The 24110-nt window shown below is 59.0% G+C and carries 23 protein-coding genes, 1 tRNA gene and 1 pseudogene; 9 read left to right on the top strand and 16 right to left on the bottom strand.

The annotated features are described in order from the left end of the window. The first annotated feature begins 88 nt into the window (after positions 1-88). Positions 89-1858: an N-acetylglucosamine-specific PTS transporter subunit IIBC gene (nagE, locus tag GH657_RS13920; protein WP_153101464.1), complete on the top strand. Its 1770-nt coding sequence runs from the start codon at positions 89-91 to the stop codon at positions 1856-1858. A gap of 166 nt (positions 1859-2024) precedes the next feature. Here nagE and cydX read toward each other — a convergent pair whose 3' ends face one another. From cydX to rpoH, 5 genes are all read right to left on the bottom strand, one after another. Next, complete coding sequence (cydX, locus tag GH657_RS13915; protein ID WP_153101463.1) at positions 2025-2150, bottom strand: cytochrome bd-I oxidase subunit CydX; 126 nt, start codon at positions 2148-2150, stop codon at positions 2025-2027. Positions 2151-2212: 62 nt separating this feature from the next. Continuing rightward, positions 2213-3349, bottom strand: a complete 1137-nt coding sequence (cydB, locus tag GH657_RS13910) for a cytochrome d ubiquinol oxidase subunit II (RefSeq protein WP_153101462.1) — start codon at positions 3347-3349, stop codon at positions 2213-2215. Between the two features lie 34 nt (positions 3350-3383). Further along, complete coding sequence (locus tag GH657_RS13905) at positions 3384-4973, bottom strand: cytochrome ubiquinol oxidase subunit I (RefSeq protein ID WP_153101461.1); 1590 nt, start codon at positions 4971-4973, stop codon at positions 3384-3386. Continuing rightward, positions 4963-5220, bottom strand: a complete 258-nt coding sequence (gene cydP, locus GH657_RS13900; protein WP_153101460.1) for a cytochrome oxidase putative small subunit CydP — start codon at positions 5218-5220, stop codon at positions 4963-4965. The genes GH657_RS13905 and cydP overlap by 11 nt, the downstream gene beginning before the upstream one ends. Positions 5221-5491: 271 nt before the next feature. Continuing rightward, the gene (gene rpoH, locus GH657_RS13895; protein WP_153101459.1) at positions 5492-6427 is read right to left on the bottom strand and encodes an RNA polymerase sigma factor RpoH; all 936 of its coding nucleotides are present in this window, start codon (positions 6425-6427) and stop codon (positions 5492-5494) included. Between the two features lie 394 nt (positions 6428-6821). On the opposite strand from rpoH, the gene GH657_RS13890 reads away from it, so the two are divergent. Next, a complete protein-coding gene (locus tag GH657_RS13890) occupies positions 6822-7205 on the top strand; it encodes a nuclear transport factor 2 family protein (protein ID WP_153101458.1) in 384 nt (127 codons plus the stop codon). A gap of 45 nt (positions 7206-7250) precedes the next feature. Here GH657_RS13890 and leuA read toward each other — a convergent pair whose 3' ends face one another. Together leuA and ybiB are read right to left on the bottom strand one after the other, a co-directional pair. Then, positions 7251-8924 carry a 2-isopropylmalate synthase gene (gene leuA, locus GH657_RS13885; RefSeq protein ID WP_153101457.1) on the bottom strand — a complete coding sequence of 558 codons (1674 nt, stop codon included), beginning with the start codon at positions 8922-8924 and terminating at the stop codon, positions 7251-7253. A gap of 516 nt (positions 8925-9440) precedes the next feature. Next, positions 9441-10436, bottom strand: a complete 996-nt coding sequence (gene ybiB, locus GH657_RS13880; protein ID WP_153101456.1) for a DNA-binding protein YbiB — start codon at positions 10434-10436, stop codon at positions 9441-9443. Positions 10437-10688: 252 nt separating this feature from the next. Here ybiB and GH657_RS13875 point away from each other — a divergent pair, with 252 nt between their 5' ends. Next, on the top strand, positions 10689-11387 hold the full coding sequence (locus GH657_RS13875; protein ID WP_153101455.1) for a fumarylacetoacetate hydrolase family protein: 699 nt from the start codon (positions 10689-10691) through the stop codon (positions 11385-11387). Positions 11388-11433: 46 nt separating this feature from the next. Then, positions 11434-12078: a maleylacetoacetate isomerase gene (maiA, locus tag GH657_RS13870; RefSeq protein WP_153101454.1), complete on the top strand. Its 645-nt coding sequence runs from the start codon at positions 11434-11436 to the stop codon at positions 12076-12078. 18 nt (positions 12079-12096) lie between these two features. Here the strand turns inward: maiA and ftsY are convergent, their stop codons facing one another. Then, entirely contained in the window at positions 12097-13422 is a 1326-nt protein-coding gene (gene ftsY / locus GH657_RS13865) for a signal recognition particle-docking protein FtsY (protein WP_153101453.1), read from the bottom strand. 257 nt (positions 13423-13679) lie between these two features. On the opposite strand from ftsY, the gene rsmD reads away from it, so the two are divergent. The 3 genes from rsmD to GH657_RS13850 all read left to right on the top strand — a co-directional run bounded on the left by rsmD (position 13680) and on the right by GH657_RS13850 (position 15278). Then, positions 13680-14303 (top strand): 16S rRNA (guanine(966)-N(2))-methyltransferase RsmD, encoded by a 624-nt coding sequence (gene rsmD, locus GH657_RS13860; protein WP_153101452.1) that lies wholly within the window; start codon positions 13680-13682, stop codon positions 14301-14303. Between the two features lie 102 nt (positions 14304-14405). Next, on the top strand, positions 14406-14909 hold the full coding sequence (gene coaD, locus GH657_RS13855; RefSeq protein WP_153101451.1) for a pantetheine-phosphate adenylyltransferase: 504 nt from the start codon (positions 14406-14408) through the stop codon (positions 14907-14909). 111 nt (positions 14910-15020) lie between these two features. Further along, positions 15021-15278, top strand: coding sequence for a YfhL family 4Fe-4S dicluster ferredoxin (locus tag GH657_RS13850; RefSeq protein ID WP_153101760.1), 258 nt, complete (start codon positions 15021-15023; stop codon positions 15276-15278). 20 nt (positions 15279-15298) lie between these two features. Here GH657_RS13850 and pth read toward each other — a convergent pair whose 3' ends face one another. From pth to GH657_RS13815, 7 genes are all read right to left on the bottom strand, one after another. Beyond that, positions 15299-15901, bottom strand: a complete 603-nt coding sequence (gene pth, locus GH657_RS13845; RefSeq protein ID WP_153101450.1) for an aminoacyl-tRNA hydrolase — start codon at positions 15899-15901, stop codon at positions 15299-15301. Positions 15902-16018: 117 nt separating this feature from the next. After that, positions 16019-16636, bottom strand: a complete 618-nt coding sequence (locus tag GH657_RS13840) for a 50S ribosomal protein L25/general stress protein Ctc (protein ID WP_153101449.1) — start codon at positions 16634-16636, stop codon at positions 16019-16021. A gap of 156 nt (positions 16637-16792) precedes the next feature. Next, on the bottom strand, positions 16793-17749 hold the full coding sequence (locus tag GH657_RS13835) for a ribose-phosphate pyrophosphokinase (RefSeq protein ID WP_153101759.1): 957 nt from the start codon (positions 17747-17749) through the stop codon (positions 16793-16795). 56 nt (positions 17750-17805) lie between these two features. Beyond that, positions 17806-17882, bottom strand: a tRNA-Gln gene (locus GH657_RS13830). A 50-nt stretch (positions 17883-17932) separates the two neighbouring features. Continuing rightward, complete coding sequence (ispE, locus tag GH657_RS13825; RefSeq protein WP_153101448.1) at positions 17933-18820, bottom strand: 4-(cytidine 5'-diphospho)-2-C-methyl-D-erythritol kinase; 888 nt, start codon at positions 18818-18820, stop codon at positions 17933-17935. A gap of 35 nt (positions 18821-18855) precedes the next feature. After that, complete coding sequence (lolB, locus tag GH657_RS13820; protein ID WP_153101447.1) at positions 18856-19527, bottom strand: lipoprotein insertase outer membrane protein LolB; 672 nt, start codon at positions 19525-19527, stop codon at positions 18856-18858. Continuing rightward, positions 19527-21392 (bottom strand): tetratricopeptide repeat protein, encoded by a 1866-nt coding sequence (locus GH657_RS13815; RefSeq protein ID WP_153101446.1) that lies wholly within the window; start codon positions 21390-21392, stop codon positions 19527-19529. Before GH657_RS13815 ends, lolB begins: the two co-directional genes overlap by 1 nt. Before the next feature lie 88 nt (positions 21393-21480). Here GH657_RS13815 and mutM point away from each other — a divergent pair. Next, a pseudogene (mutM, locus tag GH657_RS13810) lies at positions 21481-22307 on the top strand (bifunctional DNA-formamidopyrimidine glycosylase/DNA-(apurinic or apyrimidinic site) lyase). A 33-nt stretch (positions 22308-22340) separates the two neighbouring features. Next, positions 22341-23414 (top strand): A/G-specific adenine glycosylase, encoded by a 1074-nt coding sequence (gene mutY, locus GH657_RS13805; protein WP_153101445.1) that lies wholly within the window; start codon positions 22341-22343, stop codon positions 23412-23414. 11 nt (positions 23415-23425) lie between these two features. Here mutY and GH657_RS13800 read toward each other — a convergent pair whose 3' ends face one another. Further along, positions 23426-24064 (bottom strand): LON peptidase substrate-binding domain-containing protein, encoded by a 639-nt coding sequence (locus GH657_RS13800; protein WP_153101444.1) that lies wholly within the window; start codon positions 24062-24064, stop codon positions 23426-23428. Between the last annotated feature and the right edge of the window lie 46 nt (positions 24065-24110).

Raw genomic sequence — 24110 nt, 5'->3', positions numbered from 1 at the left:
GCCAGCAGCAGACATAATCGCGGCCGTCTCAGGACGTCAGGCTGGGGCAACGATTGAACGATTTAACCGATAACAAGGAGTGGAGACAATGGATGGCAATCCGTTTCTGAAGATACAACGTCTTGGCCGCGCGCTGATGCTGCCGATTGCGGTGTTACCGGTCGCTGGACTGTTGCTGCGCCTTGGTCAGCCGGACGTGTTCAACATCAGGATGATCGCCGATGCGGGCGGCGCGATTTTCGACAATCTGCCGCTGCTGTTCGCTATCGGCGTGGCGGTGGGTTTTGCCAAAGACAATAACGGCGTAGCCGCGCTGGCCGGGGCGATTGGTTACCTGATCGAAGTTGCCGTGATGAAAGACATTAACGACAAGCTCAACATGGGGGTGTTGTCGGGGATCGTCGCAGGGGTTGTGGCAGGGCTGCTCTACAACCGCTTCAAGGACATCAGGTTACCGGAGTATCTGGCGTTTTTCGGCGGCAAACGGTTCGTGCCGATTATCACGGGTGTGGTGTGTGTTGGGCTTGGCATTGTGTTTGGTTATGTCTGGCAGCCGGTGCAAGCGGGCATCGACATCGCCGGCCACTGGCTGACCACGGCGGGCGCGATCGGCACCTTCGTGTTTGGCTTGCTGAATCGCTTGCTGCTGGTCACGGGTTTGCATCACATCCTCAACTCGCTGGCGTGGTTCGTGTTTGGCAGCTTTACGCCGCCTGGCGGCGCAACCGTGACCGGGGACCTGCATCGTTTTTTCGCGGGCGATCCGAGCGCGGGCGGCTTTATGACGGGCTTCTTCCCGGTCATGATGTTTGGCCTGCCCGCGGCTTGTCTGGCGATGTTTCATGAAGCCCGCAAAGAACGGCGCGCCGTGGTGGGCGGTTTGCTGTTTTCGATGGCGCTGACTTCGTTTCTGACGGGCGTGACCGAGCCTATCGAGTTCAGTTTCATGTTTCTCGCCCCCTTGCTGTACGTGATCCATTCGGTGCTCACAGGGCTCTCGATGGCGATTTGTTCAGCGCTGGGCATTCACCTGGGCTTTACGTTTTCGGCGGGCGCAATTGATTACGTGCTGAATTACGGCTTGTCTACCAAAGGCTGGGAAGCGATTCCGCTTGGGATCGCTTATGCCTTTGTGTACTACGGTCTGTTTCGTTTTTTCATTCGCAAGTTCAACATGGCTACGCCTGGCCGTGAACCGGCTACGGTTGAAGCTTCGGTGGATTCATTCGCGGCGGGTGATGCTGCGCTGCCACCGGCAGGTGTCGCCATGCCGCGTGCTGAGCGGTACATCGTCGCGCTAGGCGGTGCCGGCAATCTGACGGTAGTAGACGCCTGCACGACGCGTTTGCGCTTGTCCGTGGTGAACGCAGATCAGGTGTCCGAGGCGGACCTGAAGACCATCGGCGCACGCGGCGTGCTCAAACGGGGCGCGACGGACGTGCAGGTCATCATTGGTCCAGAGGCCGACATCATCGCGGATGAAATTCGCAGCATTATTGCCGAGGGCGGCGGGCGTGGCGTGGCAGCGCCAGCAGTCGCTGTGGCCGTAGCGGCCGTGGTGGATGCGAGCGGGCAGGTTGGGCAGCATGGCCTGCCCGATCCCGATCCGGCGCGCTGGCTGGCGGTATTTGGCGGTGCGGCGAACGTGGCATCGCTCAAGGCGGTGGCGACGACGCGCTTGCGTGTCGTCGTGCAGGATCCCTCCGCGGTTGATCGCCAGCGGCTGGCTGCGCTGGATGTGGCCTGGGTGGCGGCCGATACGTTCCATATCGTGGTGGGCAATGCCGCTGCGCATTACGCGCAGCAATTCGCTGAACGGCTGCCCGTGGCTGGAGGTGAGTTACCGCAGCCCGTCTAGAACGGCGACATGGCATGACGTGACACACACCTTCGGCGCGACCCTACAGGGAAGCAACGAAGACAACGACAAAGCGCCCGGCGGTTCACACCGCCGGGCGCTTTGTCGTGCAGCGTTAATAGCGTTAAAGAGTTAATGCGACGCGGGTTTATGTTGAGCGGCGAGCTTACTGGCCGCGTTGTTCTTCTTCATTCCCGGTCGTTACCACGCCTCGTGACTCCAGCCACATCACGTTGATGATGCCGAATGCCAGTGCTACGCCGATGCCGAGAATCCAGCTGAAATACCACATTGCTTACCTCTACCTCTGTGAATCGATTTGTCTTATCGCCCGCAACGCGCGGGCGGCGTGAATTAATACAGCGAGTGTGTGTTTGTCTCGACTGCCTCAGCGGTCACCTTGCCGCGCATCACGCGATACACCCAACTGGTGTAGAGCAGGATCAGCGGCATAAAAATGATGACTGCGATCAGCATGATCTGTAGCGTCATGCGGCTTGAGGTCGAATCCCACACGGTCAGGCTGCTGCGCGCATCGAGTGAGGAAGGCATGATGAACGGAAACATCGAAAATCCCGCTGTCAGAATGACGCCAATTACGAGCAGTGAAGTCGACAAAAAGGCGCTTTTCTCAAAGCGTGAGCGGGCGAGCAGCAAGGCCAGCACGCCGCCGATCACGCCAGCCACCGGTGCGGCGATCATCCATGGATACGTGGCGTAATTGGATAGCCACAGGCCTGGAGCACCCGATACGCTCTTCAGCAGCGGGCTGACCGCGGCGTCAGGGGGCATGGCGTCGACGATCTGATAGCCGCCGATCAGGGTCGCAATCAGCGCGCCTGCCAGCAAAAACAGCACCACTGCCGCCAGTGCAGCCATTCGCAGCGCAGTCGATGCGCGTGCGGCGACGATGCCATCGGCCTTCAGCTTGACGAAGGCCGCGCCGTGCGCTGTCAGCATGGCGACGCTGACCAGGCCGCATAACAGCGCAAACGGATTCAGCAGGCCAAAGAAGCTACCGTAATACGTCACACGCAAATCCTGATCGAAGGAGAACGGCACGCCTTGCAGCAAGTTGCCGAACGCAACGCCAATCACGAGTGCCGGCACGAAACCGCCGATAAAGAGCGCCCAGTCCCATGCTGTGCGCCAGCGCGGATCAACGCGTTTGCTGCGGTAGTCGAAGCCAACTGGTCGAAAAAACAGCGAGAACAGCACCAGCAGCATCGCAAAGTAAAACCCGGAGAAGGATGCGGCATATACCAGCGGCCAGGCTGCGAACATCGCACCGCCAGCGGTGATGAACCAGACCTGGTTGCCTTCCCACGTCGCGCCGACCGTGTTTATCACGATGCGGCGCTCGTTATCCGTTTTGCCGATGAACGGCAGCAAAATCGCGGCTCCCATATCGAAGCCATCGGTGAGCGCAAAGCCGATCAGCAGTACGCCGATCAACACCCACCAGATCAATTTGAGGGTTGCGTAATCCATGGTGATCTTTCCCGTAAAACAGCGTAGTGGCGAATCATGCAGAGGCACTGGCGGGCAGTGACTGTTCTGGCGTTTGTTCGTGGTGATAGCGGCCGGTATGCAGCGATGACGGGCCCAGGCGCGCGTACTTGAACATCAGCATGATTTCGATGATGAAAAGCGCTGTGTAAAACACGATGAAGCCCGCGAGACTCAGGTACAGGTCGCCCGGCTTGAGGCTCGAAGCTGACAGCGCGGTAGGCAAGATACCCGCGATGGTCCACGGCTGGCGGCCCAGTTCAGCGACGATCCAGCCAAACTCAGCGGCTAGCCAGGGCAATGGAATGGCCCATACGGCCCAGCGCAAAAACCAGCGGCGGTTGCTTTGCAACAGCGAGCGCTGTGCGCAAAACCAGAACGCCAGCACAAATGTCAGCAAGAACAGAATGCCTAACCCCACCATCATCCGGAATGAGAAAAAGACGGGTGCGACCGGCGGAATGGTCTTTTTGGCTGCCTGAGCGATCTGCTCGGGTGTGGCGTCGGTGACCGCTTGCGTGAACTGTTTAAGCATCAGGCCATAGCCGAGGTCTTGCTTGTGCGCGTCGAAGGTTGCGCGGGTTTCCTCATTGGCGTTGCCTGCCTTGAGCTTTTGCAGCGCGGCGTAAGCGACCATCCCGCTTTTAATGCGAACTTCGTTTTGCGCCATCAATTCCTTGAGTCCGGCCACAGGCTCGTCAAGCGAGCGCGTGGCAATGATGCCGAGCGCATAAGGAATACGAATCGCGTAATCCGTGCGCTCTTTTTCCTGGTTTGGAATGCCGAACAGGGTGAATGGCGCGGGTGCGGGCGCGGTTTCCCATTCGGATTCGATGGCGGCCAGTTTGACCTTCTGCACTTCGCCAGTGTGATAGCCCGATTCGTCACCCAGCACGATCACGCACAACGTCGAGGCCAGACCGAAGCCCGCTGCAATCGCAAACGAACGCAGCGCGAATTCGACGTCACGGCGCTTGAGCAGATACCACGACGACACGCCCAGAACGAACATCGACGCGGTGACATAACCTGCCGACACGGTATGCACGAACTTCACTTGAGCCACGGGATTAAACAGCACGTCGAAGATGCTTGAGAGCTCCATGCGCATGGTTTCGTAATTGAACTCGGCGCCAACCGGATTGTTCATCCAGCCGTTGGCCACGAGAATCCAAAGCGCTGACAGGTTCGAGCCGAAGGCAACGAGGAAGGTGACAAGCAAATGCTTTACTTTCGACAAGCGGTTCCAGCCAAAGAAGAACAGCCCGACGAAAGTCGATTCGAGGAAGAACGCCATCAGCCCTTCGACGGCCAGGGGCACGCCGAAAATATCACCGACATAGTGCGAGTAATACGACCAGTTCGTACCGAACTGGAATTCAAGTGTGAGACCTGTGGTCACGCCCATGGCAAAGTTGATGCCAAACAGCTTGCCCCAGAACTGCGTCATGTCCTTGTATATCTGTTTGCCGGTCATGACATATACCGACTCCATGATGACCAGTAGCCAGGACAGGCCTAGCGTGAGCGGCACAAAAAGAAAGTGGTAGAGCGCCGTGATGGCGAACTGAAGGCGCGAAAGGTCTACGACTTCGCTAGCGTGCATGTTGATCACCTTGGGACGGATTCGGCTCAGGCGTGGAGAGCAGTACCTGAGCGACTTGAGCAGGTGGCAAGGACATATGTCTTGCCTGCGGATCATTGAAAAATGCGTATTTGAGCGTCATCAGCAAAGCAAACTTGATGATGAGAACGATCACGATATCTCGCGTGAGCGTTGGGCCGCGTACCCAAGTTGCAAATCGGCTTGATTGCAGTGGGGGCAGTGGCCTGCGATTAAATGCGATGGACATGGCTGGTCAGGCCTTCGAATAATTGGGTGGAACTGAATACAGGCGCGGGTAAGAATTCTAGGGGCAGGACTGTCAGCGTGCGCATTTTGGACTGCGGCATAGCGTCGCTTATGAGTGTGGGGTGCAAAAGTATCGCAAGCATTTTTGGGATACGTCAAGGTATGGATTGACGGGGGTTTCGGCGAAATGAAGGGGGCAATAAAAAGCCCCGCTCTCATCGAGAGCGGGGCTTTGGTGTGACGACGTGTCGCAGTAGGGGGGTGGCTATGCGTTATGCGTATTCGTTTAATGCGCCACGCATTTTCTTCATCGCGCTGGCTTCGATTTGGCGAATCCGTTCCGCGGACACACCGAACTCGTCAGCTAGTTCATGCAACGTTGATCCTCCTGAGCCGTCGTCTTCGACTTGCAACCAGCGTGCTTCGATGATGCGGCGGCTGCGGGCATCGAGCGCCTCCAGCGCATTGGAGATGCCATCGCTTTGCAGCTTGTCGCGCTGGCGCGCGGCGAGAACCTCAGTGGGTTCGCTGTGTGAATCAGCCAGATAAGCAATGGGGGCAAAGGCTTCTTCGCCGTCTTCGATCTTGCCTTCAAGCGCGATGTCGCCGCCGGAGAGCCGCGTTTCCATTTCGGAAACCTCTTCGTGCTTCACGTTCAGTTCCCGGGCCAGGTTGGCGATCTCATCTGGCGAGAAAGCCTGAAAACCCTGCTTGTGGCTGCGCAAGTTAAAGAACAGCTTGCGTTGCGCCTTGGTGGTGGCGACTTTCACCATGCGCCAGTTGCGCAGGATGTATTCGTGAATTTCAGCTTTGATCCAGTGCATGGCATACGACACCAGACGAACATTTTGTGTCGGGTCGAAACGTTTCACGGCCTTCATCAGGCCAATATTGCCTTCCTGAATCAGATCGGCGTGCGGCAGGCCATAACCGAGATAGTTACGTGCAATCGACACCACCAGCCGCAAGTGCGAAAGCACTAGCTTGCGGGCGGATTCGAGATTGTCCTGCTCACGGAATTCAGTGGCGAACTGGCGTTCTTCAGTCAGTGTCAGCATGGGGATGCGGTTCACAGCCTGAATATAGGCGTCAATATTGCCAAGCTGGCCAGTTAGCAGTGAAGCCTGTGCAAGTGTTAGCGAACCTGCCGAAGCGGACTTGGCCGACGACGGGCTCAGCGTATTCGGAAGGGTCAATGCGTGGCTCACGTAGAAAGCTCCTTTTAAATCAAGACAGAAAGCTGGGAAAAACAGCACCCGGTGGATGTTAGCACTCTGATTTGCTGAGTGCTAATACCTTGGAGTACGACAGGGCTGCTCAAGTTCCAAAAAACTATCGAATAGTATAATTCAATAGAATTTTTATGGTTTGCGTGATGCATGACGCAGGTTGGGACGGCTTGTTTTACCTTGGTGAGCCGGCCTGAATCTCGGGTCATGAGTCACATGGGAAGGGTGGGTAGTTCCCATGTGTAGTAAGTGCTGTATCAAAGCGCCAAATATTGATATAAATTCCGGCAGCGATATCCCGTGTAGTTTCCTGCGACAGTATGTCGTCTATGTTGTGCGGGCGTCACCCGCCGACGCAAAAAGGGGCCGAACCATGACAGAGAAAGTGATTGACGTGATTCGCCGCCTGGAGCGCGAGCGTTTTCGCGCGATGATCGAGGGCGACGGCGAGTCGCTGGATTTGCTACTCTCGGACGGCGTCAGTTATATCCATACGAACGGCAAGCGGGAAACCAAGCAGCAGGTTATTGACTCGATTACGTCGGGTCGCAGGCGCTACCGGCAAATCGAGATCCAGTCGCAGGATGTGCTGCCCGCCGCGCCTCAGGCTTGTATCGTGACGGGGCGTATTCTGTTCGAAATGGAAGCCAGCAATGGCGTCTTGCTGTACCCCGCCGCCTACACGGCTCTTCAGGTGCAAGAAGATGGGCAGTGGCGGCTTATGGCGTGGCAAGCTACGCGCAGCGCCGCAGATTAAAGCCATCGCGGCCACGGCAAGCCGCCGTGGCGTCGCCATTCTGCGTTAGGCCGCCGCTTTCTCTTCGGCTAATTCCCATGCCCCTTGCCGCACCGCACGGTTAATGCCGCTCACCAGCGCCTCGATGAGCGCATCGGCCTCGTCTGCGCCGAGACCTACCCCAAAGCATGTCGCCCGCTCCGCCACCTTGCAGCCAACGAAAGCGGCCACACGCCCATCAGCCGTATGTCGCATCTCGCAGGAACTGATATCAACCGCTTGCCCGACGAAGGGCGTCAGTGTGCGGCCAAGCGCCATGACTTGCGCCTCGTATTGGCTGGCACCGCTGGCCATGCTGAAATCAGGCGAGGGAAGTTCCCGGTTGTCCCAGCGCAGCAGGGTTGCGCCAAAGCGTTGCAGCGGGCCGTTGACGGCGAAATATTCGCGGGCGAAGAGCGCACAAATGGCCTCGCCGGTCATTTCCGCGCCGGATGCGTCAGTGACAGCCTGAACCGCATGGCTAAACTCGATTTGCACCCGGCGTGGCGGCGCGAAGCCCATGCCGCGCTCCAGTAAATAGGTCGAACCTCCTTTACCTGACTGGCTGTTGACGCGGATGACCGCGTCGTAATTGCGCCCGATATCGGCGGGATCGATAGGCAGGTACGGCACTTCCCAGAATGAATCCGGTTTTTGCTGCGCGAAGCCTTTGCGAATCGCGTCCTGATGCGAGCCGGAAAACGCGGTGTGGACCAGATCGCCCGCATAAGGATGGCGGGGATGCACGGGAATCTGGTTGCAGCGTTCCACCACCTGACGCACTGAATCAATGGCGGAGAAATCGAGGCCCGGATCGATTCCCTGCGTATAGAGGTTGAGCGCGAGCGTGACGAGATCGACATTGCCGGTGCGCTCGCCATTGCCAAAGAGGCAGCCCTCGACACGGTCGGCACCGGCCAGTAACGCCAGTTCGGCGGCGGCGACGGCTGTACCACGGTCATTGTGCGGATGCACGGACAACACGATGCTGTCACGGTAGCCGAGATTGCGATCCATCCATTCGATCTGGTCGGCATAGACGTTGGGCATGGCCGCCTCGACAGTCGCTGGCAGGTTGACGATCATTTTGTGCTCGCGCGTGGGGCGCCAGGTTTGCGCCACGGCATCGCAGACTTCGCGGGCGAAGGGCAGCTCGGTCATGCTGAAGGTTTCGGGCGAATACTGATAAATCCACTGTGTGTCAGGCTGGGCACTAGCGTAGTGGCGGATCAGGCGCGTGCCTTCCACCGCGAGCGCCTTGACCTCATCTTTCGACTGGTTGAAGACGATTTTGCGAAACGACGGACACAGCGCGCTGTACAGGTGCACGATCGCGCGCGGCACGCCCTCCAGCGCTTCGAACGTGCGGGCGATCAGCGCTTCACGCGACTGCACGAGGACTTCGATGGTGACATCGTCAGGAATGCGCTTTTCCTCGATCAGCTTGCGTACGAAGTCGAAATCAGTTTGCGATGCCGAGGGAAACCCCACTTCAATTTCCTTGAAACCGATCTGCACCAGCATGTCGAAAAATTCGAGTTTCTGGGCGATGTTCATCGGTTCGATCAGCGACTGGTTGCCGTCGCGCAAATCGGTGCTCATCCAGACCGGAGCATGCTGGATAGTACGGCTGGGCCATTTTCGGCCACTCAATTGCGGAGCGGTAAAAGGACGGTATTTTTCTGCAGGATGACGCAACATGGTGAGCCTCATTCAGTGGTCGATGGTGACGGTATCAAGGGCGAAACGGCTGACGCAGGGGAGTGTCAGCCGGGCGCTAGCGGAACCAGTGAACGGGCTCGAAACAGTGTCAGGGCGATGGTGATGCCGGCAGCGATCATGATGGGTATCCATGCAACGTGCATATTTGACCTTGGCAATCGAGCGCGCGGGTAAGCGGACGAATGCAGCGGACTAATGCGTATGACTCAGGTTTTGTAAAAAGGGATGAAGCTGGAGGGACTGCTTTGAGAGCCGTCCGGCAACGCGAGAGTGAACGAAACCGGAGGGGGCGCTACGCCTGACTTACGCTAGACGTAGCGATAGTAGTTGCGCTAGGCAACTGGAGGTAATTCGGAAGATGTGCTGGAAGAAATGCATTCCGCCAATGTATGTCGGCGCTGGTGCGTGTGTCAACCCCGTGGCGCTAGTTTGAGGTTGCGCTCATGCCGTTGTGCCTGGTGGTTATTGCAACCATCGCAACCATCGCAACCACCATTAACGCGGCTTGCGGACAATCCTGCTCATTATCGAGATTTGTTGAGCCAGCGCATCGGGTACCGGGATGTGTCCAGCCAGCACATTTGAGATCCAGGCGGCGGTTGTCGTGGCATCGCATGCCTCGGGTAATCCGGTAAGCGGGGCCTTCGCCGCCAGTGCGCCCGAGTGTTGTGCATGTGCCAGGGTGTCGCACATGCCATCGTGGAGCCAGTCGATTTGCACCTGCCGGCGCGTGTCCGCGACGGCTTCGCCTTCGGTACCGCGCGCCAGTAGCACGTCACCCGTGGCGGCATCGGGATGGGTGCTGAAGAGCTGGGTCAAGCTGTCGCGGTAAGGCGGATGGGTGTAGTTCACAAGCCGTAGCCCGGCCGATGTAAACGGCTGTAATAGCTTGACGAGCGTATGCGTCGAGTTGCGCACGCCCATGCGTTGTCGTAGCGCGAGAAGGCGCGCGAGCCGGGGCGCAAGCACGTCGATGGGGGCAAATGCCAGACGCTGCGTGGCAAGCTGGGTCTCGATAGCGGCGTGTGTCAGGGCCGGGGGAATGCCTAGCTGGGCAAAAATCTCAGCGCTGGTGACACGGCCGGGATCGGCCATGACGCCATGCACCAGCACCGGTATGCCTTCGCGGGCGAGCAGCAGCGCCAGTAACGGCACCAGGTTCGGCTGTTTGCGGGCGCCGTTGTAGCTTGGGATCGAAACTGGAGCACAGGGGCCCGGTGCCAGCGCTAGCGGCACGAATGACGCGTGTGCGGCAGCCAGCATGGCCGCGAGTTCGTCGGCTGTTTCACCTTTGATGCGATATGCCAGCAGCACCGCACCGAGCTCAAGCTCTGCTACACGGCCATCGAGCATGGCGCTATAGAGCGCGTAGGTGTCTTCTGGCGTCAGGGCGCGTGCGCCGTGCGTGCCGCGTCCGATCTCCTTGATGAAGCGGGCGCACGGAAAAGGTAAAGGAACGGGGTCAGTGACAGCGGGGGCGAGATCGGTCATGGGGATAGTCAAGGCGGCGTACGAGGAAATGTGGTCCCGGAATGACGATGGAATAACTGATCCGCGACAATCTGGCAAGCCAGCTGTCTGGACCAGGCTGTCCGGTGGACAGCAGCGGGCAAACGGCGCGGTTACACTCGTTATTTCGCCGCTTACGAGGGCTTAGGGGCGTTCTGAGGAGGCTCAAGAGGGCTCAAGAGGGTTCAAGAGGGTCCAGGACTCAGACGACCCTCATCAAGCATGGAGAATGGCATGAGCTATGTATTCCCCCCGGCGCCGGTTGTGGCGCTGCCTGTCGCGGGCCGCCCGGATCAGTTTGCCGTGCGCCGTATCTATTGCGTGGGTCGCAACTATGAGGCACATGCACGCGAAATGGGACACGATCCTGAGCGCGAACCGCCTTTTTTCTTTTGCAAGCCCGCTGATGCGGTTGTCCCGGTTGCCTCGGGCGTAACCGGTGAATTTCCCTATCCGTCGCGCTCAGCCGAGGTTCATTTCGAAATGGAGCTCGTCGTGGCCATTGGCCGGGCCGGGCGGGAGATCGCGGTGGAGCATGCGCTCGATCACGTCTACGGCTATGCCCTTGGGCTTGACATGACACGCCGCGATTTGCAGGCACAAGCCAAAAAGCTGGGGCGTCCGTGGGATACCGCGAAGGGCTTCGATCATTCCGCGCCGCTTGGGCCGGTGCATCCGGTGGCGCAAGTGGGGCATCTCTGCCAGGGCGCGATCTGGCTCAACGTCAACGGCGCGGAAAAGCAGCGTGCCGATGTGTCGCAACTCATCTGGCCGGTAGCCGAAACGCTGGCGCATCTCTCGATGCTGTTCGAATTGCAGCCCGGCGATCTGGTCTTTACCGGTACTCCCGAAGGCGTGGGCGCTATCGTGCCGGGCGACCTGATGACGGGTGGTGTGGATGGGCTAGGTGAGATCAGCGTGCGCGTGGTTTAGCGTTTGAGCGAAGGTTCAGGGGAACACAACCATGGAGGCTATTAACATGAAGCTCTACAGTTACTTTCGTAGTTCGGCGTCGTATCGCGTGCGGATCGCGCTGAATCTAAAAAATCTTCCGTATGACTACGTACCCGTGCATTTGCTGCGCGATGGCGGCGAGCAGTTCCATGAGGCGTATCGCAAGCTGAACCCCGATGCCATCGTGCCGACACTCGTGGATAACGGTGATGTGCTGCAGCAGTCGCTGGCGATCATCGAATATCTCGATGAAACTCATCCGCTGCCCCCACTTCTGCCCGCATCGCCCAGCGACCGGGCCTATGTGCGGGCCGTGGCCTTGCAGATCGCCTGTGACATTCATCCGTTGAACAATCTGCGGGTGCTGAAATATCTGAAAAAAGAGCTTGGCGTCAGCGATGAGGCGAAAAATGCCTGGTATCGCCACTGGATCGAAGCGGGTTTCGCCGCGCTCGAAACGCATCTGGCGCGTAATGCCCGTACCGGCGCGCTGTGTTTTGGCGATACGCCGACGCTTGCCGATGTCTGTCTTGTGCCTCAGGTATTCAACGCGCAGCGTTTCGAGATCGATGTTTCGGTGTATCCGACGATTCAGCGTATTTACACTTGCGCGTCACAAATAGACGCGTTTGCCCGTGCCGCACCGGGTGTCCAGCCCGATGCGGAGTAGGCGGGAGTGGCGGAAGTGTTATACGCCGAGCAACGCGTCCGAAAATTCTTCGGCGTTGAACGGCTGCAAATCTTCAACCGATTCACCGACACCGATGAAATAAACCGGCACGGGCCGTTGCCGGGCGATGGCGGCCAGAATGCCGCCTTTCGCCGTGCCATCGAGCTTGGTCACGATCAAGCCGGTCAGGTTTAGGGCATCGTCGAAGGCCTTGACCTGGGCGAGGGCGTTTTGCCCGGTATTGGCGTCGATGACCAGCAACACTTCGTGCGGTGCGCCGTCGAGTGCCTTGCCGATCACACGCTTGACCTTGCGTAGCTCTTCCATCAGATGCAACTGCGTCGGCAGACGGCCTGCCGTATCGGCCATGAGCACGTCGATTTTGCGGGCTCGCGCCGCGCCCACGGCATCGAAAATCACTGCCGCGGGGTCGCCGCTTTCCTGGGATACGACCGTTACATTGTTGCGCTCACCCCAGATCGTCAGTTGTTCGCGCGCGGCGGCGCGGAACGTATCGCCTGCCGCGAGCAGCACCGACTGGTCGAAGCGTTGCAGATGTTTGGCCAGCTTGCCGATACTGGTGGTTTTCCCTGCTCCGTTGACGCCTGCGATCATCATCACTAACGGCTGTGCCTGTCCGAGCATCAATGATTTTTCCAGTGGCTGCAGAAGCTCGACCAGTAAGGCGCGCAATGCTGTCTTGACTTGCTGTGGATCGGTCAGACGTTGCGCCCGGACCTTCTCGCGGAGCGCATTGAGCAGAAATTCGGTTGCTTCGATCCCGGCGTCCGACATCAACAGGGCCGTTTCAAGTTCCTCGTAAAGATCTTCGTCGATTTTGGTGCGAATGAAGATGCCGGTGAGGCTTGAGCTGGTTTTCGACAGCCCGGTTTTCAGCCGGGTGAGCCAGGATTTTTTGGCCGCAGGTTCAACCATGGGCGGCGGAATGATCTCGATGTTTCCTTCAATCTCGATGGTTCCGCTCGCGCTGGGGGCGCTGCCCTTGTGCTCGGGCTCGGCGGAGGGTGCCGTGGTACCTGCTGTTGCGGAGCGGGGCGTGTCATCAGTTGCGGGCGGCGCGCTGGGTGGGGCTACGGGTGTTGGCGCTGGCGCTGGCGTGATCGGCGTTGCCCCCTGTTCTACGGCGGCTAAGGCGGGTGCTGGCGCGCGCGGCGTTGTAGACGTTGCCGGGGCAACCGCGGCAGGCGTTTCGGTGACGGGAGCCTGAGCCGGCGGGCTTGGCGGCGTGACCAGTTCCTGTGCTACAGAAGATGTGTCTGACGAGGTGTCGGATGGCGCTTCGGCCGTTTTCGAACCTTTGAACCGTTTGAAAAAGCTGAACATGATCTGAGTGGGGGGTGGGAGCGCGGCGCAGCGCCGCTTCCGGCGGAATGCATAGCCAGCGGCAGGCAGCGTGGCAATGCGGGATGCAAGGCGCTGGAAGCGGCACATTTTATCAGGCGTACCGGATCGCCGAATGGTGCAGACAAAAGCGTCAGCAGCCCTGTGGTAACGTGCCTGTTCCAGTTCGCTCCCTGTCCTTTTTTCTTAGGGCATTTTGCCTACTTTGTGCCTACCTTTTTCCTGATTCCCCGATCTGCATGTCCCACTCTTTTTCTACCCGCGCGAAAAGCAAAAGCGCCGCACCTGGCCGCAACAAAACTGCTCACACGATCCGCATTATTGGCGGCGACTGGAAGCGCACGCCGTTGCCGGTACTTGATCTGGATGGGTTGCGTCCCACACCGGACCGCGTGCGCGAAACGTTGTTTAACTGGCTGGGGCAGCGCCTCGATGGCAAGCGCTGCCTGGATCTTTTCGCTGGAAGTGGTGCGCTGGGGTTCGAAGCGGCATCGCGCGGCGCAGCGCGTGTGCTGATGGTCGAGCGCCATGCGCGAGCCGCCGCGCAATTACGCGCGAATCAGGCCCGGCTTGAGGCTCGCATGATCGAAGTGGTGCAGGCCGATGCCTTGCGGCTGGCTGCGAATCTCGCGCCCGCTTCTTTCGACGTGGTGTTTCTCGATCCGCCTTTCGACGACAGCCTGCTGGCCCAGGCGCTCGTGCTGGCGGCCCCGCTTGTGAGTGCCGGGGGATTTCTTTATGTTGAGGCGCCGGAAGCGCTCGATCTGGCTCAAACCGAAGCGCTGGCGGGCTGGATCATCGTGCGCGGGAGCAAGGCTGGCGCGGTTCACTACCATTTGCTGCAACGCGAAAATAAGGAATAATGCGCGTTCCAAAAAAGGGCGCCAGCCGGTGCATCGCGCGACTCGGCGCGAATCGTGCAAATCAGTTGAGGTGCCTGTTTGTCTGACGAGAGGAGCAACCCGATGGTAGTCGCCGTGTATCCCGGTACCTTCGATCCGTTGACGCGGGGTCACGAAGATCTCGTGCGCCGGGCGTCGAGTATTTTCGACACGCTGGTAGTCGGCGTGGCCGACAGCCGTAACAAAAAGCCTTTTTTTACGCTCGAAGAGCGCCTGGATATCGCTCACGAGGTGCTTGGCCACTACCCGAATGTCCAGGTGATGAGCTTCAAGGGGCTGCTGAAAGATTTCGTCAGGAGTAACAATGCGCGGGTCATCGTGCGAGGTTTGCGCGCGGTATCTGATTTCGAGTACGAGTTTCAGATGGCGGGGATGAACCGTTATTTGCTGCCCGATGTCGAAACGATGTTTATGACGCCGTCTGATCAATACCAGTTTATTTCGGGCACGATCGTGCGCGAGATTGCGCAACTGGGTGGGGATGTCAGCAAGTTTGTTTTTCCTTCAGTCGAAAAATGGCTGAAGGAAAAAGTCATTGCGCTGTCGGATGCCGCGCCTCAGTCGTGAATCGTGGGTGGCGGGAATAGGTAAAGCCGCATTGAACTCAGGCCGCATGGCGCGGCTGTAGGGCAATGCGGCATGACAGTTGGCATGGCGCCGACGGTAAGCGAGAAATGTATGGCCCTGATGATTACCGACGAGTGCATCAATTGCGACGTCTGCGAGCCTGAATGCCCAAACGACGCGATTTCGATGGGCCCGGAAATCTATGTGATTGATCCGCAAAAATGCACCGAATGTGTCGGACATTTTGATGAGCCGCAATGTCAGCAGGTTTGTCCTGTCGAATGTATTCCGCGTGATCCGCAACATCTTGAAACGCCGCAAGGGCTGATGGCGAAATACCATGCGTTGACCGCCGCCAAGGCGCGTTGAAACGCGCCACGCCACGGCTTTTAGCTGTGGCGATGCAATTGCATCATGGCGCGCTCCATCTCGCCTTTTATAACAAAGGGCATCACCGCGAGTGAACGCTCCACCGATTCATCAATGACATCCTGTTCTTCGCGGCGCGGGGGTTTCAGAACGAAGTTCGCCACGTCGGGTTTGGCGCCTGCGCGTGCGCTTTCCGGTATCAGGTCGCGCGGATGTCCAATCCCAATGCGCAAGCGCCAGTATTGCTGCGTGGATAAATGCGCGGAGATATCTTTCAGACCATTGTGCCCACCGCTGCCGCCGCCGAGCTTGAGTTTTACCGTGCCGGGTGGCAGATCGAGTTCGTCGTGCGCCACGAGAATCTGCTCGGGCAACACTTTGAAGAACTGCGCCAGCGCGACGACGGATTGGCCTGAGCGGTTCATATAGGTTTGTGGCTCCAGCAAATGTACTTCTTCGCCATGCAGGCGCGTCTTGGCATGGAAGCCATGAAAGCGTCGTTCATCGCGCAACGTGGCGCCTGTTTCGCGCGCCAGTTGATCGACTAGCCAGAAGCCCGCATTGTGACGCGTCGCGGTGTATTCAGCGCCCGGGTTACCGAGTCCGACGATCAGCTTGATCATGATGGGTAGGTGGGCTCGTGTATCGCCACACAATAAAAAGTCGAAAAAAAACCCGCCAGGGCGAACCGGAGCGGGTCACGGTCTGTTTCATCGAAACAGACCGAAGCGACAGCGCGCTTACGCTGCGGGTGTTTCGCCTGCTGCGTCTGCGGCGGCTTCATCCGAAATAGCGCCAGCCGGAATCATTGCGGACGCGATCACGGGGTTTTCTGCCTCGATGTGAGCGATCAGCGCAACGCCCTTGGGCAGTACGATGTCTTTCGCGTGCAGTGACTGGCCTGCTTCGATTTTGGCCAGATCGATTTCGAGGAACTCCGGCAGCGCAGCCGGGAGACATTCGATTTCGATTTCGTTTACGACGTGCGAAATCACTGCGGATGACAGCTTGACGGCAGGGCTGGTTTCCTGGTTGATGAAGTGCAGCGGCACCTTGGTGTGCAGCTTCTTCTTGGCATCAACGCGCTGGAAATCGACGTGCAGCACGAGTTGACGGAACGGGTGATATTGCACATCGCGCAGCAGAACCTGTTGCGACTTGCCAGCCAGTTCCAGATCGAGGAGCGACGAGTGGAACACTTCTTTTTTCAGTGCATGCCACAACGCGTTGTGATCGATTTCGATCAGTTGGGGTTCTGAACCTGCGCCATAAACGATTCCTGGCGTCTTGCCAGCAATACGCAGGCGGCGGCTCGCACCCGTACCTTGCAGACTACGTTCGAAAGCAACTACTTTCATCTTGATTCTCCAATGCACTACCCGCGACCAGGTAGTAAAAACGGGGCCTCGCACGACTGGCTGAGGCCCCCGGGCAACGGCGCGAACCTTCGTTCGTTCGTGCCGATTGTGTGGTGCTGGCCGCATTAACCAACGGCCAGCACCACAAATACTGAATTAACTGTCAGCGAAGAGCGACATGACTGAATCGCCGCGGCGAATCCGCGAAAACGTTTCAGCCAGCAAGCCTGCGCTGGTCAATGAACGGATTTTTGAGCAGGATCGCGCCTCGTTGCCTAACGCGATGGTATCGGTCACCACGAGGGCATCCAGCGCGGAGGCTTCGATCCGCTCGCCTGCGCCACCCGACAAAACCGGGTGCGTGGCATAGGCGACGACGTGCACGGCGCCGCGCTCTTTCAACACCTGAGCGGCTTTGCAGAGGGTCCCGGCGGTGTCTACCATGTCGTCCATGATGACGCAGGTGCGGCCTTCGACTTCACCAATAATGTTCATGACTTCGGCGATATTCGCCTTCGGCCGACGCTTGTCGATGATGGCGAGTTCGCAGTCTAGTTGCTTGGCGAGTGCGCGGGCACGGACGACACCGCCCACGTCGGGCGAAACAACCAGCAGGTTTTCGTAGTTTTGCTTGCGCAGATCGCCGAGTAGTACAGGCGTTGCGTAAATATTGTCGACTGGAATATCAAAGAAACCCTGGATCTGGTCAGCGTGTAGATCCATGGTGATGATCCGCTCGACGCCCGCGATTTCCAGCATGTTGGCGACGACTTTCGCTGAAATAGCGACACGCGCCGAACGTGGCCGCCGATCCTGACGGGCATAACCAAAGTAGGGGATTGCAGCGGTGATCCGGCCTGCGGATGCGCGTTTGAGCGCATCGACCATGATCATCAGTTCCATCAGGTTGTCGTTGGCAGGCGCGCTGGTGGACTGAAGGACGAAGACATCCTTGCCTCGCACGTTTTCCTGAATTTCGACCTGGACTTCGCCATCCGAAAACCGGCTGACCATGGCCTTGCCGAGTGGGATTCCGAGGATTTTGACGACTTCTTGGGCTAGCGCAGGATTTGCGTTGCCAGTAAAAACCATCAGGCCGTCATGGCTGCTCATCATGCACCTGCTACAGGCTGGGGGGCGGAGAAACGCGGGAATAACGCGAGAATTTTTGGCAGGGGAGGAAGGACTCGAACCCTCGAATGCCGGAATCAAAATCCGGTGCCTTAACCAACTTGGCGACTCCCCTACACAACTTTTAGTTTTGCCGGACATCAACGACTATCCGGCGAAACGAAACTATGCGACGAAAGCAAAGAGTGGATGGGTGTCCAAACTTGCTGCGACCGTGCTGTTCCAGCCTGGAGGCAACCTGGACTGAATCCGTTTTGCCTCGTTTATGCTGTGGTACGTTGCAAAAACACTTGCTCCGGACCCGGTCATTCGCGCTGGTGCGGCGGTGACCCGATCAAACCACTCAAGAGCCTCTGCCACTTCCGCGTGCTTCTCTGCGACAACACGTTGCATGTCGTTATGACCGAAATGATCAGGCCATGTTGAACTCAAACTTTGTTGTGCGAGAAAGTCCGTAATTATGAGGGGCCTTGTGTCCCTTGTCAACCCTGTCTCAGCGAAAATCGCTGCAGTGGGGACCTGAACCTTTGGCGTCACAACGAGGAAATAACGCGGCGGCAATTGTACCTCTTGCAGCGCCTCTCCGATACCCTCGGCGAAGGCATTTTTGCCGAAAATAAAAAACGGGACATCTGCGCCCAGTTTGAGCGCCAGCGCTTGTAGTTCGATGCGCGGCACATTGAGTTGCCATAGGCGGTTCAGTGCGAGCAGGGTCGTCGCGGCATCTGAGCTGCCACCGCCCAGGCCCGCACCCATCGGCAGGCGTTTGTCGATTTCAATATTGACGCCTGCGGCGCTTCCCGTGTGTTGCTTAAGTAGGGTCGCCGCGCGGATCGTCAGATCGTGCTCGGCGGGAACGCCTGGTATGTCGGTCTCACGCCGGATCTGGCCATCGTCGCGCAGCGTGAAATGCAGCATGTCGCCCCAGTCGAGTAACTGGAACACCGTCTGCAGTTCGTGGTAGCCGTCTGGCCTGCGCCCAGTGATATGTAAAAAGAGATTGAGTTTTGCCGGTGCAAGGCAATCGCGCAATGTGTGAGGTGTTTCAGTCATGGAGGTGGCGAAAGGCGCCTGAATGGGGCGGCAGGTTACGGGTCCAGCACGAGCTTGATGGCCAGCGGCGGGGCTTCGCGTGTCAGGTTCACGCGCTTGACGCGGGTTGCTGGAGCATTGGCATAGGCGACGTAATCGATTGTCCAGCCATCTTGAACGATCTGTTTGAGTCGCCCTGGCTGTTGGGGATCGAGTTCGGTTTTGGCTCTCGATGTGGGCGCTGGCGCTGGCTGAAGCCAGTAACGCAGCCCTTCGACGGGCAGCGCAAAACCGAGTGCATTTTGCATCAGGGTGGCCACGTTATCGGCCCGGAGCGGCGGCTGGTTCGGTAGCTCGAGGGTTGCCGACGTGGGGGCTGACGAGACAATGGCCAGCGTTTGTCCAAGTGGGCTGCGTAGTTGCAGTGCTATGGTCGTGCCGGTTTCCTGCCAGTCGAAATTGCCATAGGCATTGCGTTGCTGGCCATTCTGGTCGAGGTATTGCACGGCAAAACGGCCATGGCGGGCATGACTGGTTGAGGCGGTAATCGAGGCTGCATTTTCATCCGTAACCGGTGGCGCGAGTGGCTGGACCGACGCGCAACCTGCCAGCGCGACGACAAGGGCTGTTGCGCCGGCTCCGTGGCAGGCGGCGCGCCATGAACGGATGGCGCGCGCCGGACTGAACTGGCGGATCGCACCAGAGCGATGCGGCTGAGACTTCGGCATCAGAGATCGCTCACCTGAAAGCGCTGCAGCGTTTTAACCAGCGTGTCGTCGTTGGGGTCGAGCTGGCGGGCCGTGCGCCATGCGGTGCGCGCTTCGTCTTGCGCGCCGCTGTTCCAGAGCACCTCACCGAGATGCGCGCCGATTTCCGCATTGGGCCGTAGTTCAAAGGCTTGCCGCAGCACCTTGATGGCTCCGCTCATGTCACCCTGGCGGTACTTTATCCAGCCAACGCTATCCATGATGAAGGCATCGTTGGGCGCTAGCAATGCGGCCTTGGCGATCAGGTCGCTGGCTTCCGCCAGGTTCACGTTGCGGTCCGCCATCGAATAACCGAGCGCGTTGTATGCCTGCGGGTTGCCCGGTTGCGTGCGGATCAACTGGCGCAGCTGCGTTTCCATCGTCTTGTAGTGGCCGTTTTTTTCCGCGGCCATGGCGTAGTCGTAGATCAGGTCCGGTTCGCCTGGGAAACGGGCGATGGCCTCTGCTAGACGTGTCTCGGCTTGCTGGTAATGTTTTTCATCGAACAGGATTGCCGCGTCGGTGCGGGCAATCAGCACCTGGTCACGTGGCTCCGACGGCTGGAGACTGGCGAGCAGCTTGCGCGCGTCATCGGTCTTGCCTTGCTGCACCAGTTGCTGGGCCCGGGTGATCTGGGCTGGAACGTAGTACGGACTGCCCGGTGCAATTTTGTCGAGCCAGGCGTTGGCGGCCGCTTCCTTGTTCTGCTCGGCTGAGAGCTGTGCCAGATACAGGTACGCTTGGCCTGGATCGGCGTTGGGTAGCTGTTCCGTTTTTTGCGCGTACTGCTTCAGATATTTTTCAGCGTCCGGATAACTTTTTTGCTGAATCTTGATAAGCGCAAGCGCCATCAGTGCAGTCAGATCATCCTTGTTATTTTTGTGCATCGCTTCGAACTGCTTTTGCGCGTCATCGAGGCGATCGTCCGCCAGATACATCTGCGCTAACGCCAGGCGGCCATCATGTGATTTGGGATTTTGCTGAACGTATTTTTCGATTGCGGCGAGGCCTTCCTTGCGCGCTTGCGGCCCCATTTGCGCGAGCAGCATGGCCGCGGGCAGGTAGTCGGGCTTGAGCGCCAGGGCTTGTTCGAGCGATTTGCGCGCGCCGGGTTCGTCGTCGGCGGTAAGCTGCTGGCGTGCAATCGCCAGTTGTGCTTCCGGCCGGTCCATGTCGTTCTTCAGCAAATCCCGTAACACGAGCAACCCGCCGACGTGATTCGGCCCGCGCGAGAGTAATTGCTGCATCGCCAGAACCGCATTGCCGCGTGCTTCAGCTGGGGTTTTGGCGAGTTCCCGCGCAAGGGCCGGGGCGGCGTCGTCTGGCTTGCCTGTCAGTACCAGCAGCGAAGCGTAGATTTGCGCGGCGCGTTCGGAGTTCGGTGCATATTGCTGCCACAACCGGGTCGCGGAGAGCGCATCAGGTGGACTTTGTGCCATTAACGCGATTTCGGTTGCGCGCTGGGCCATGCGTGGATCGTGCGTGTCCCGCGCGAGCGCGAGATACGTTTGATAGGCGGGAGCGGGTTGTTTGCGCTGCAGGGCGACTTCCGCCGCGAGCACTTGAAACACGATCTGGCCTGTGAGCGCGACATCCGGCAGATCCTTTTTTTCTTCGGTTGACAGCAGCCCAGGCCCGTTAGTGCCAGGCTCGCCAGGCTCGCCAGGCCCGTCAGTGACCGCAGATGGCGTCTCGCCGGTATCGTGTGAGGCATCCTGAGCATAGGCGGGCACGCTGGCCAGTGACCATGCGGCGAGCACGGCGGTAGCGAGTAGCCGGCGCGGGGACAGAGCATGCGGCATGCGAGCCGCACGTAGCGAAAGTAGCTTTGCGAAAGACAAGTTCATGGCAATCCGTTCAAGGTTTCGGGCGATTGTAACGCGCTCGCTACAATACGCGCATGCAGGACTCACACAGGTTGCAGAGCGCCCAGATATGCCAGAGTTGCCAGAAGTTGAAGTGACCCGCAGGGGAATTGAGCCGTATGTCGCGGGATGCCGGATTCAGCAGGTGGAGGTGCGCACGAGCGCTTTGCGCTGGCCGATTCCCGCAGGTTTTTCCAGCCTGTTGCGCGGACGGCTGATTCGTCAGGTCGAGCGACGTGGCAAATACCTGCTGTTCGAAATCGACGAAGGCTGGTTCATCGTTCACCTCGGCATGACAGGAACGCTGCGCGTGTTGCACGGCAGCGAGCCGCCATCCGCCGGGCGGCATGATCACGTCGACTGGATTTTTACTGATTTCACCTTGCGCTATCGTGACCCGCGCCGCTTTGGCGCGGTGCTCTGGCAAGCGCGCACAGCTGGTGATGTGCACGCGCATCCACTGCTTGCCGGGCTTGGCGTCGAGCCGTTTTCGCCCACGTTTTGCGGCGCGCTGATGCACCGTAAAACCCGGGCCGGACGATGTCCGTCAAACAGGTGTTGCTGGCGGGGAACATGGTGGTCGGAGTCGGCAATATTTACGCCTCGGAGTGCCTCTTTCGTGCGGGCATTCGGCCAGCAACACCTGCGGGAAAGGTTTCGCTAGCGCGCTACGAGCGCCTGGCGGAGGCGGTGCGTGTGACGCTGGCCGCTGCGATTGAAAAGGGCGGTAGCACGTTGCGGGACTTCGTCGGTAGCGATGGCGCAAGCGGTTATTTCCAGCTCGACTACTTTGTTTATGATCGCGCCGGGCTGCCGTGCCGCATCTGTGGCACAACGATCAAGCAGATCGTCCAGGGACAGCGTTCAACTTATTACTGCCCTGTTTGCCAGCGTTAGCTGACTATCACTCATTGCCCCTTCTACTGCTCCATGTCCGCTTTGTCTTCGACTTTTTCTCCCCGCCTGGTTGCCTGGCAGCGCCAGCATGGCCGTCATGACCTGCCATGGCAAAACACGCGCGATCCTTACAGGATCTGGCTGTCCGAAATCATGCTGCAGCAGACTCAGGTAGCAACCGTGGTGTCTTACTACGCGCGCTTTCTGGCGCGTTTTCCCGATGTGCGCTCGCTTGCCGCGGCGCCGCTTGATGACGTGATGGCGTTATGGGCGGGGCTTGGCTACTACTCGCGGGCACGCAATCTGCATCGTTGCGCCCAGCAGGTTGTCGAAGCGCACGGTGGCGCGTTTCCCGGCACGGTCGAAGCGCTTGCGGCGTTGCCCGGCATTGGCCGTTCGACGGCTGCGGCGATCGCATCGTTTGCTTTTGGCGCGCGCGCGACCATTCTCGACGGCAACGTCAAACGTGTTTTGGCGCGGGTGTTTGGTGTCGAAGGCTTTCCGGGTGAAAAGCGCGTCGAAAACGCCATGTGGGCACTGGCGGAATCGCTCCTGCCAGCCGCATCGGCACCCGATGAGGTCAGTGCTTATACCCAGGGGCTGATGGATCTCGGGGCGACGTTGTGTGTGCGTGGTAAGCCGGGCTGCGAACGCTGTCCGTTTGCTGCCGATTGCGTGGCTCATGCCACGGGCCGCCAGCGCGAACTGCCGGCTGCCAGGCCCAAAAAGACGGTGCCGACCCGGCGTACCTGGATGCTGGTGCTGCGCGATGGGGATGCTGTGATGCTGGAGAAGCGCCCTCCTGCCGGTATCTGGGGCGGGTTATGGAGTTTGCCGGAAGCCGCCGATGAAGCCGCGTTGACACAACGGGCACGTGCGTTGGGCGCGCAGACGGAGGTTGTTGCGCTGGGCCCGCTGACGCATACGTTTACGCATTTCAGGCTGAATATCGAGCCACGAATGGCTGATCTCGGGCGCTTGGCGAGTTCGGAGGTTGCGCTGGCCGATGAAGCTACCGCCTGGGTTGCACTACGCGATCTTGACGCTTACGGCGTGCCTGCGCCGGTGCGCCGGCTGCTCGATGGTTTGCAGGGCACGCTGTTGTAACGCTAGCGTGTTTAGAGCATCTGGTGTTGCTGCATGTAGTGATGGACAAGTTCGATGCGCGTACCCGCGTCTTGCAACTCCATGAGCTTTTGCTTGGCGCGTAGTGTCACGGGCAGGATCTCTGCGAGCCGGTTCGAGACCCAGGAGGGATCGTTTAGCTGGAAGGGTTCAGCAAAGAGCAGATTGTCCAGCTCACGGGCATGCAGCGTGGCGATGATGCGTTCGAGTATCTCTGCGCAGGCGCCAAATTTGGCAAGATGGACGGGGTCTTCGAGTGGTGCATCGTTGTCCAGAGGCTGCGCCATTCCGACTATCAGGCCGTCGGTTTCGGTGCGGTGCGAGAGCAATTGAAAACGCTGCGTGCCACGGGCACGGATTAGCAACACCCCCATTGTTTTAACGTCACACAGTTTGATTTCCGCGAGGCAGCCGATGGCTTCTGGCACAGCAGGGTCATCGGCTTGTGCAATTTCGTTGCCGCTTTTCAGCAGGCATACGCCGAAGGGCGTTTTCTCGCGCAGACAGCGCCGCACCATGTCCAGATAACGTGCCTCGAAAACCTTGAGCGAGAGCTGGCCCTCAGGGAAGAGCACCATGTGCAGTGGAAAGAGCGGCACATTGGCAAGGACAGAAGGGGTAGAGAACGTCATGGTGTACCGCTTCGGTTAGGGCCTGCGGTCGGGCGCGATAGGGTGC

It is taken from the genome of Paraburkholderia hayleyella (assembly GCF_009455685.1).
Taxonomy (GTDB): Bacteria; Pseudomonadota; Gammaproteobacteria; order Burkholderiales; family Burkholderiaceae; genus Paraburkholderia; species Paraburkholderia hayleyella.
This window is presented reverse-complemented; position numbering and strand designations above follow the sequence as displayed.

Bases quoted from the DNA above. Each gene is read 5' to 3' on its own strand.
- nagE (WP_153101464.1), top strand. From the start codon at position 89: ATGGATGGCAATCCGTTTCTGAAGATACAACGTCTTGGCCGCGCGCTG.
- cydX (WP_153101463.1), bottom strand. From the start codon at position 2,150: ATGTGGTATTTCAGCTGGATTCTCGGCATCGGCGTAGCACTGGCATTC.
- cydB (WP_153101462.1), bottom strand. From the start codon at position 3,349: ATGGATTACGCAACCCTCAAATTGATCTGGTGGGTGTTGATCGGCGTA.
- GH657_RS13905 (WP_153101461.1), bottom strand. From the start codon at position 4,973: ATGCACGCTAGCGAAGTCGTAGACCTTTCGCGCCTTCAGTTCGCCATC.
- cydP (WP_153101460.1), bottom strand. From the start codon at position 5,220: ATGTCCATCGCATTTAATCGCAGGCCACTGCCCCCACTGCAATCAAGC.
- GH657_RS13890 (WP_153101458.1), top strand. From the start codon at position 6,822: ATGACAGAGAAAGTGATTGACGTGATTCGCCGCCTGGAGCGCGAGCGT.
- leuA (WP_153101457.1), bottom strand. From the start codon at position 8,924: ATGTTGCGTCATCCTGCAGAAAAATACCGTCCTTTTACCGCTCCGCAA.
- ybiB (WP_153101456.1), bottom strand. From the start codon at position 10,436: ATGACCGATCTCGCCCCCGCTGTCACTGACCCCGTTCCTTTACCTTTT.
- GH657_RS13875 (WP_153101455.1), top strand. From the start codon at position 10,689: ATGAGCTATGTATTCCCCCCGGCGCCGGTTGTGGCGCTGCCTGTCGCG.
- maiA (WP_153101454.1), top strand. From the start codon at position 11,434: ATGAAGCTCTACAGTTACTTTCGTAGTTCGGCGTCGTATCGCGTGCGG.
- ftsY (WP_153101453.1), bottom strand. From the start codon at position 13,422: ATGTTCAGCTTTTTCAAACGGTTCAAAGGTTCGAAAACGGCCGAAGCG.
- rsmD (WP_153101452.1), top strand. From the start codon at position 13,680: ATGTCCCACTCTTTTTCTACCCGCGCGAAAAGCAAAAGCGCCGCACCT.
- coaD (WP_153101451.1), top strand. From the start codon at position 14,406: ATGGTAGTCGCCGTGTATCCCGGTACCTTCGATCCGTTGACGCGGGGT.
- GH657_RS13850 (WP_153101760.1), top strand. From the start codon at position 15,021: ATGGCCCTGATGATTACCGACGAGTGCATCAATTGCGACGTCTGCGAG.
- pth (WP_153101450.1), bottom strand. From the start codon at position 15,901: ATGATCAAGCTGATCGTCGGACTCGGTAACCCGGGCGCTGAATACACC.
- GH657_RS13840 (WP_153101449.1), bottom strand. From the start codon at position 16,636: ATGAAAGTAGTTGCTTTCGAACGTAGTCTGCAAGGTACGGGTGCGAGC.
- GH657_RS13835 (WP_153101759.1), bottom strand. From the start codon at position 17,749: ATGAGCAGCCATGACGGCCTGATGGTTTTTACTGGCAACGCAAATCCT.
- ispE (WP_153101448.1), bottom strand. From the start codon at position 18,820: ATGACTGAAACACCTCACACATTGCGCGATTGCCTTGCACCGGCAAAA.
- lolB (WP_153101447.1), bottom strand. From the start codon at position 19,527: ATGCCGAAGTCTCAGCCGCATCGCTCTGGTGCGATCCGCCAGTTCAGT.
- GH657_RS13815 (WP_153101446.1), bottom strand. From the start codon at position 21,392: ATGAACTTGTCTTTCGCAAAGCTACTTTCGCTACGTGCGGCTCGCATG.
- mutY (WP_153101445.1), top strand. From the start codon at position 22,341: ATGTCCGCTTTGTCTTCGACTTTTTCTCCCCGCCTGGTTGCCTGGCAG.
- GH657_RS13800 (WP_153101444.1), bottom strand. From the start codon at position 24,064: ATGACGTTCTCTACCCCTTCTGTCCTTGCCAATGTGCCGCTCTTTCCA.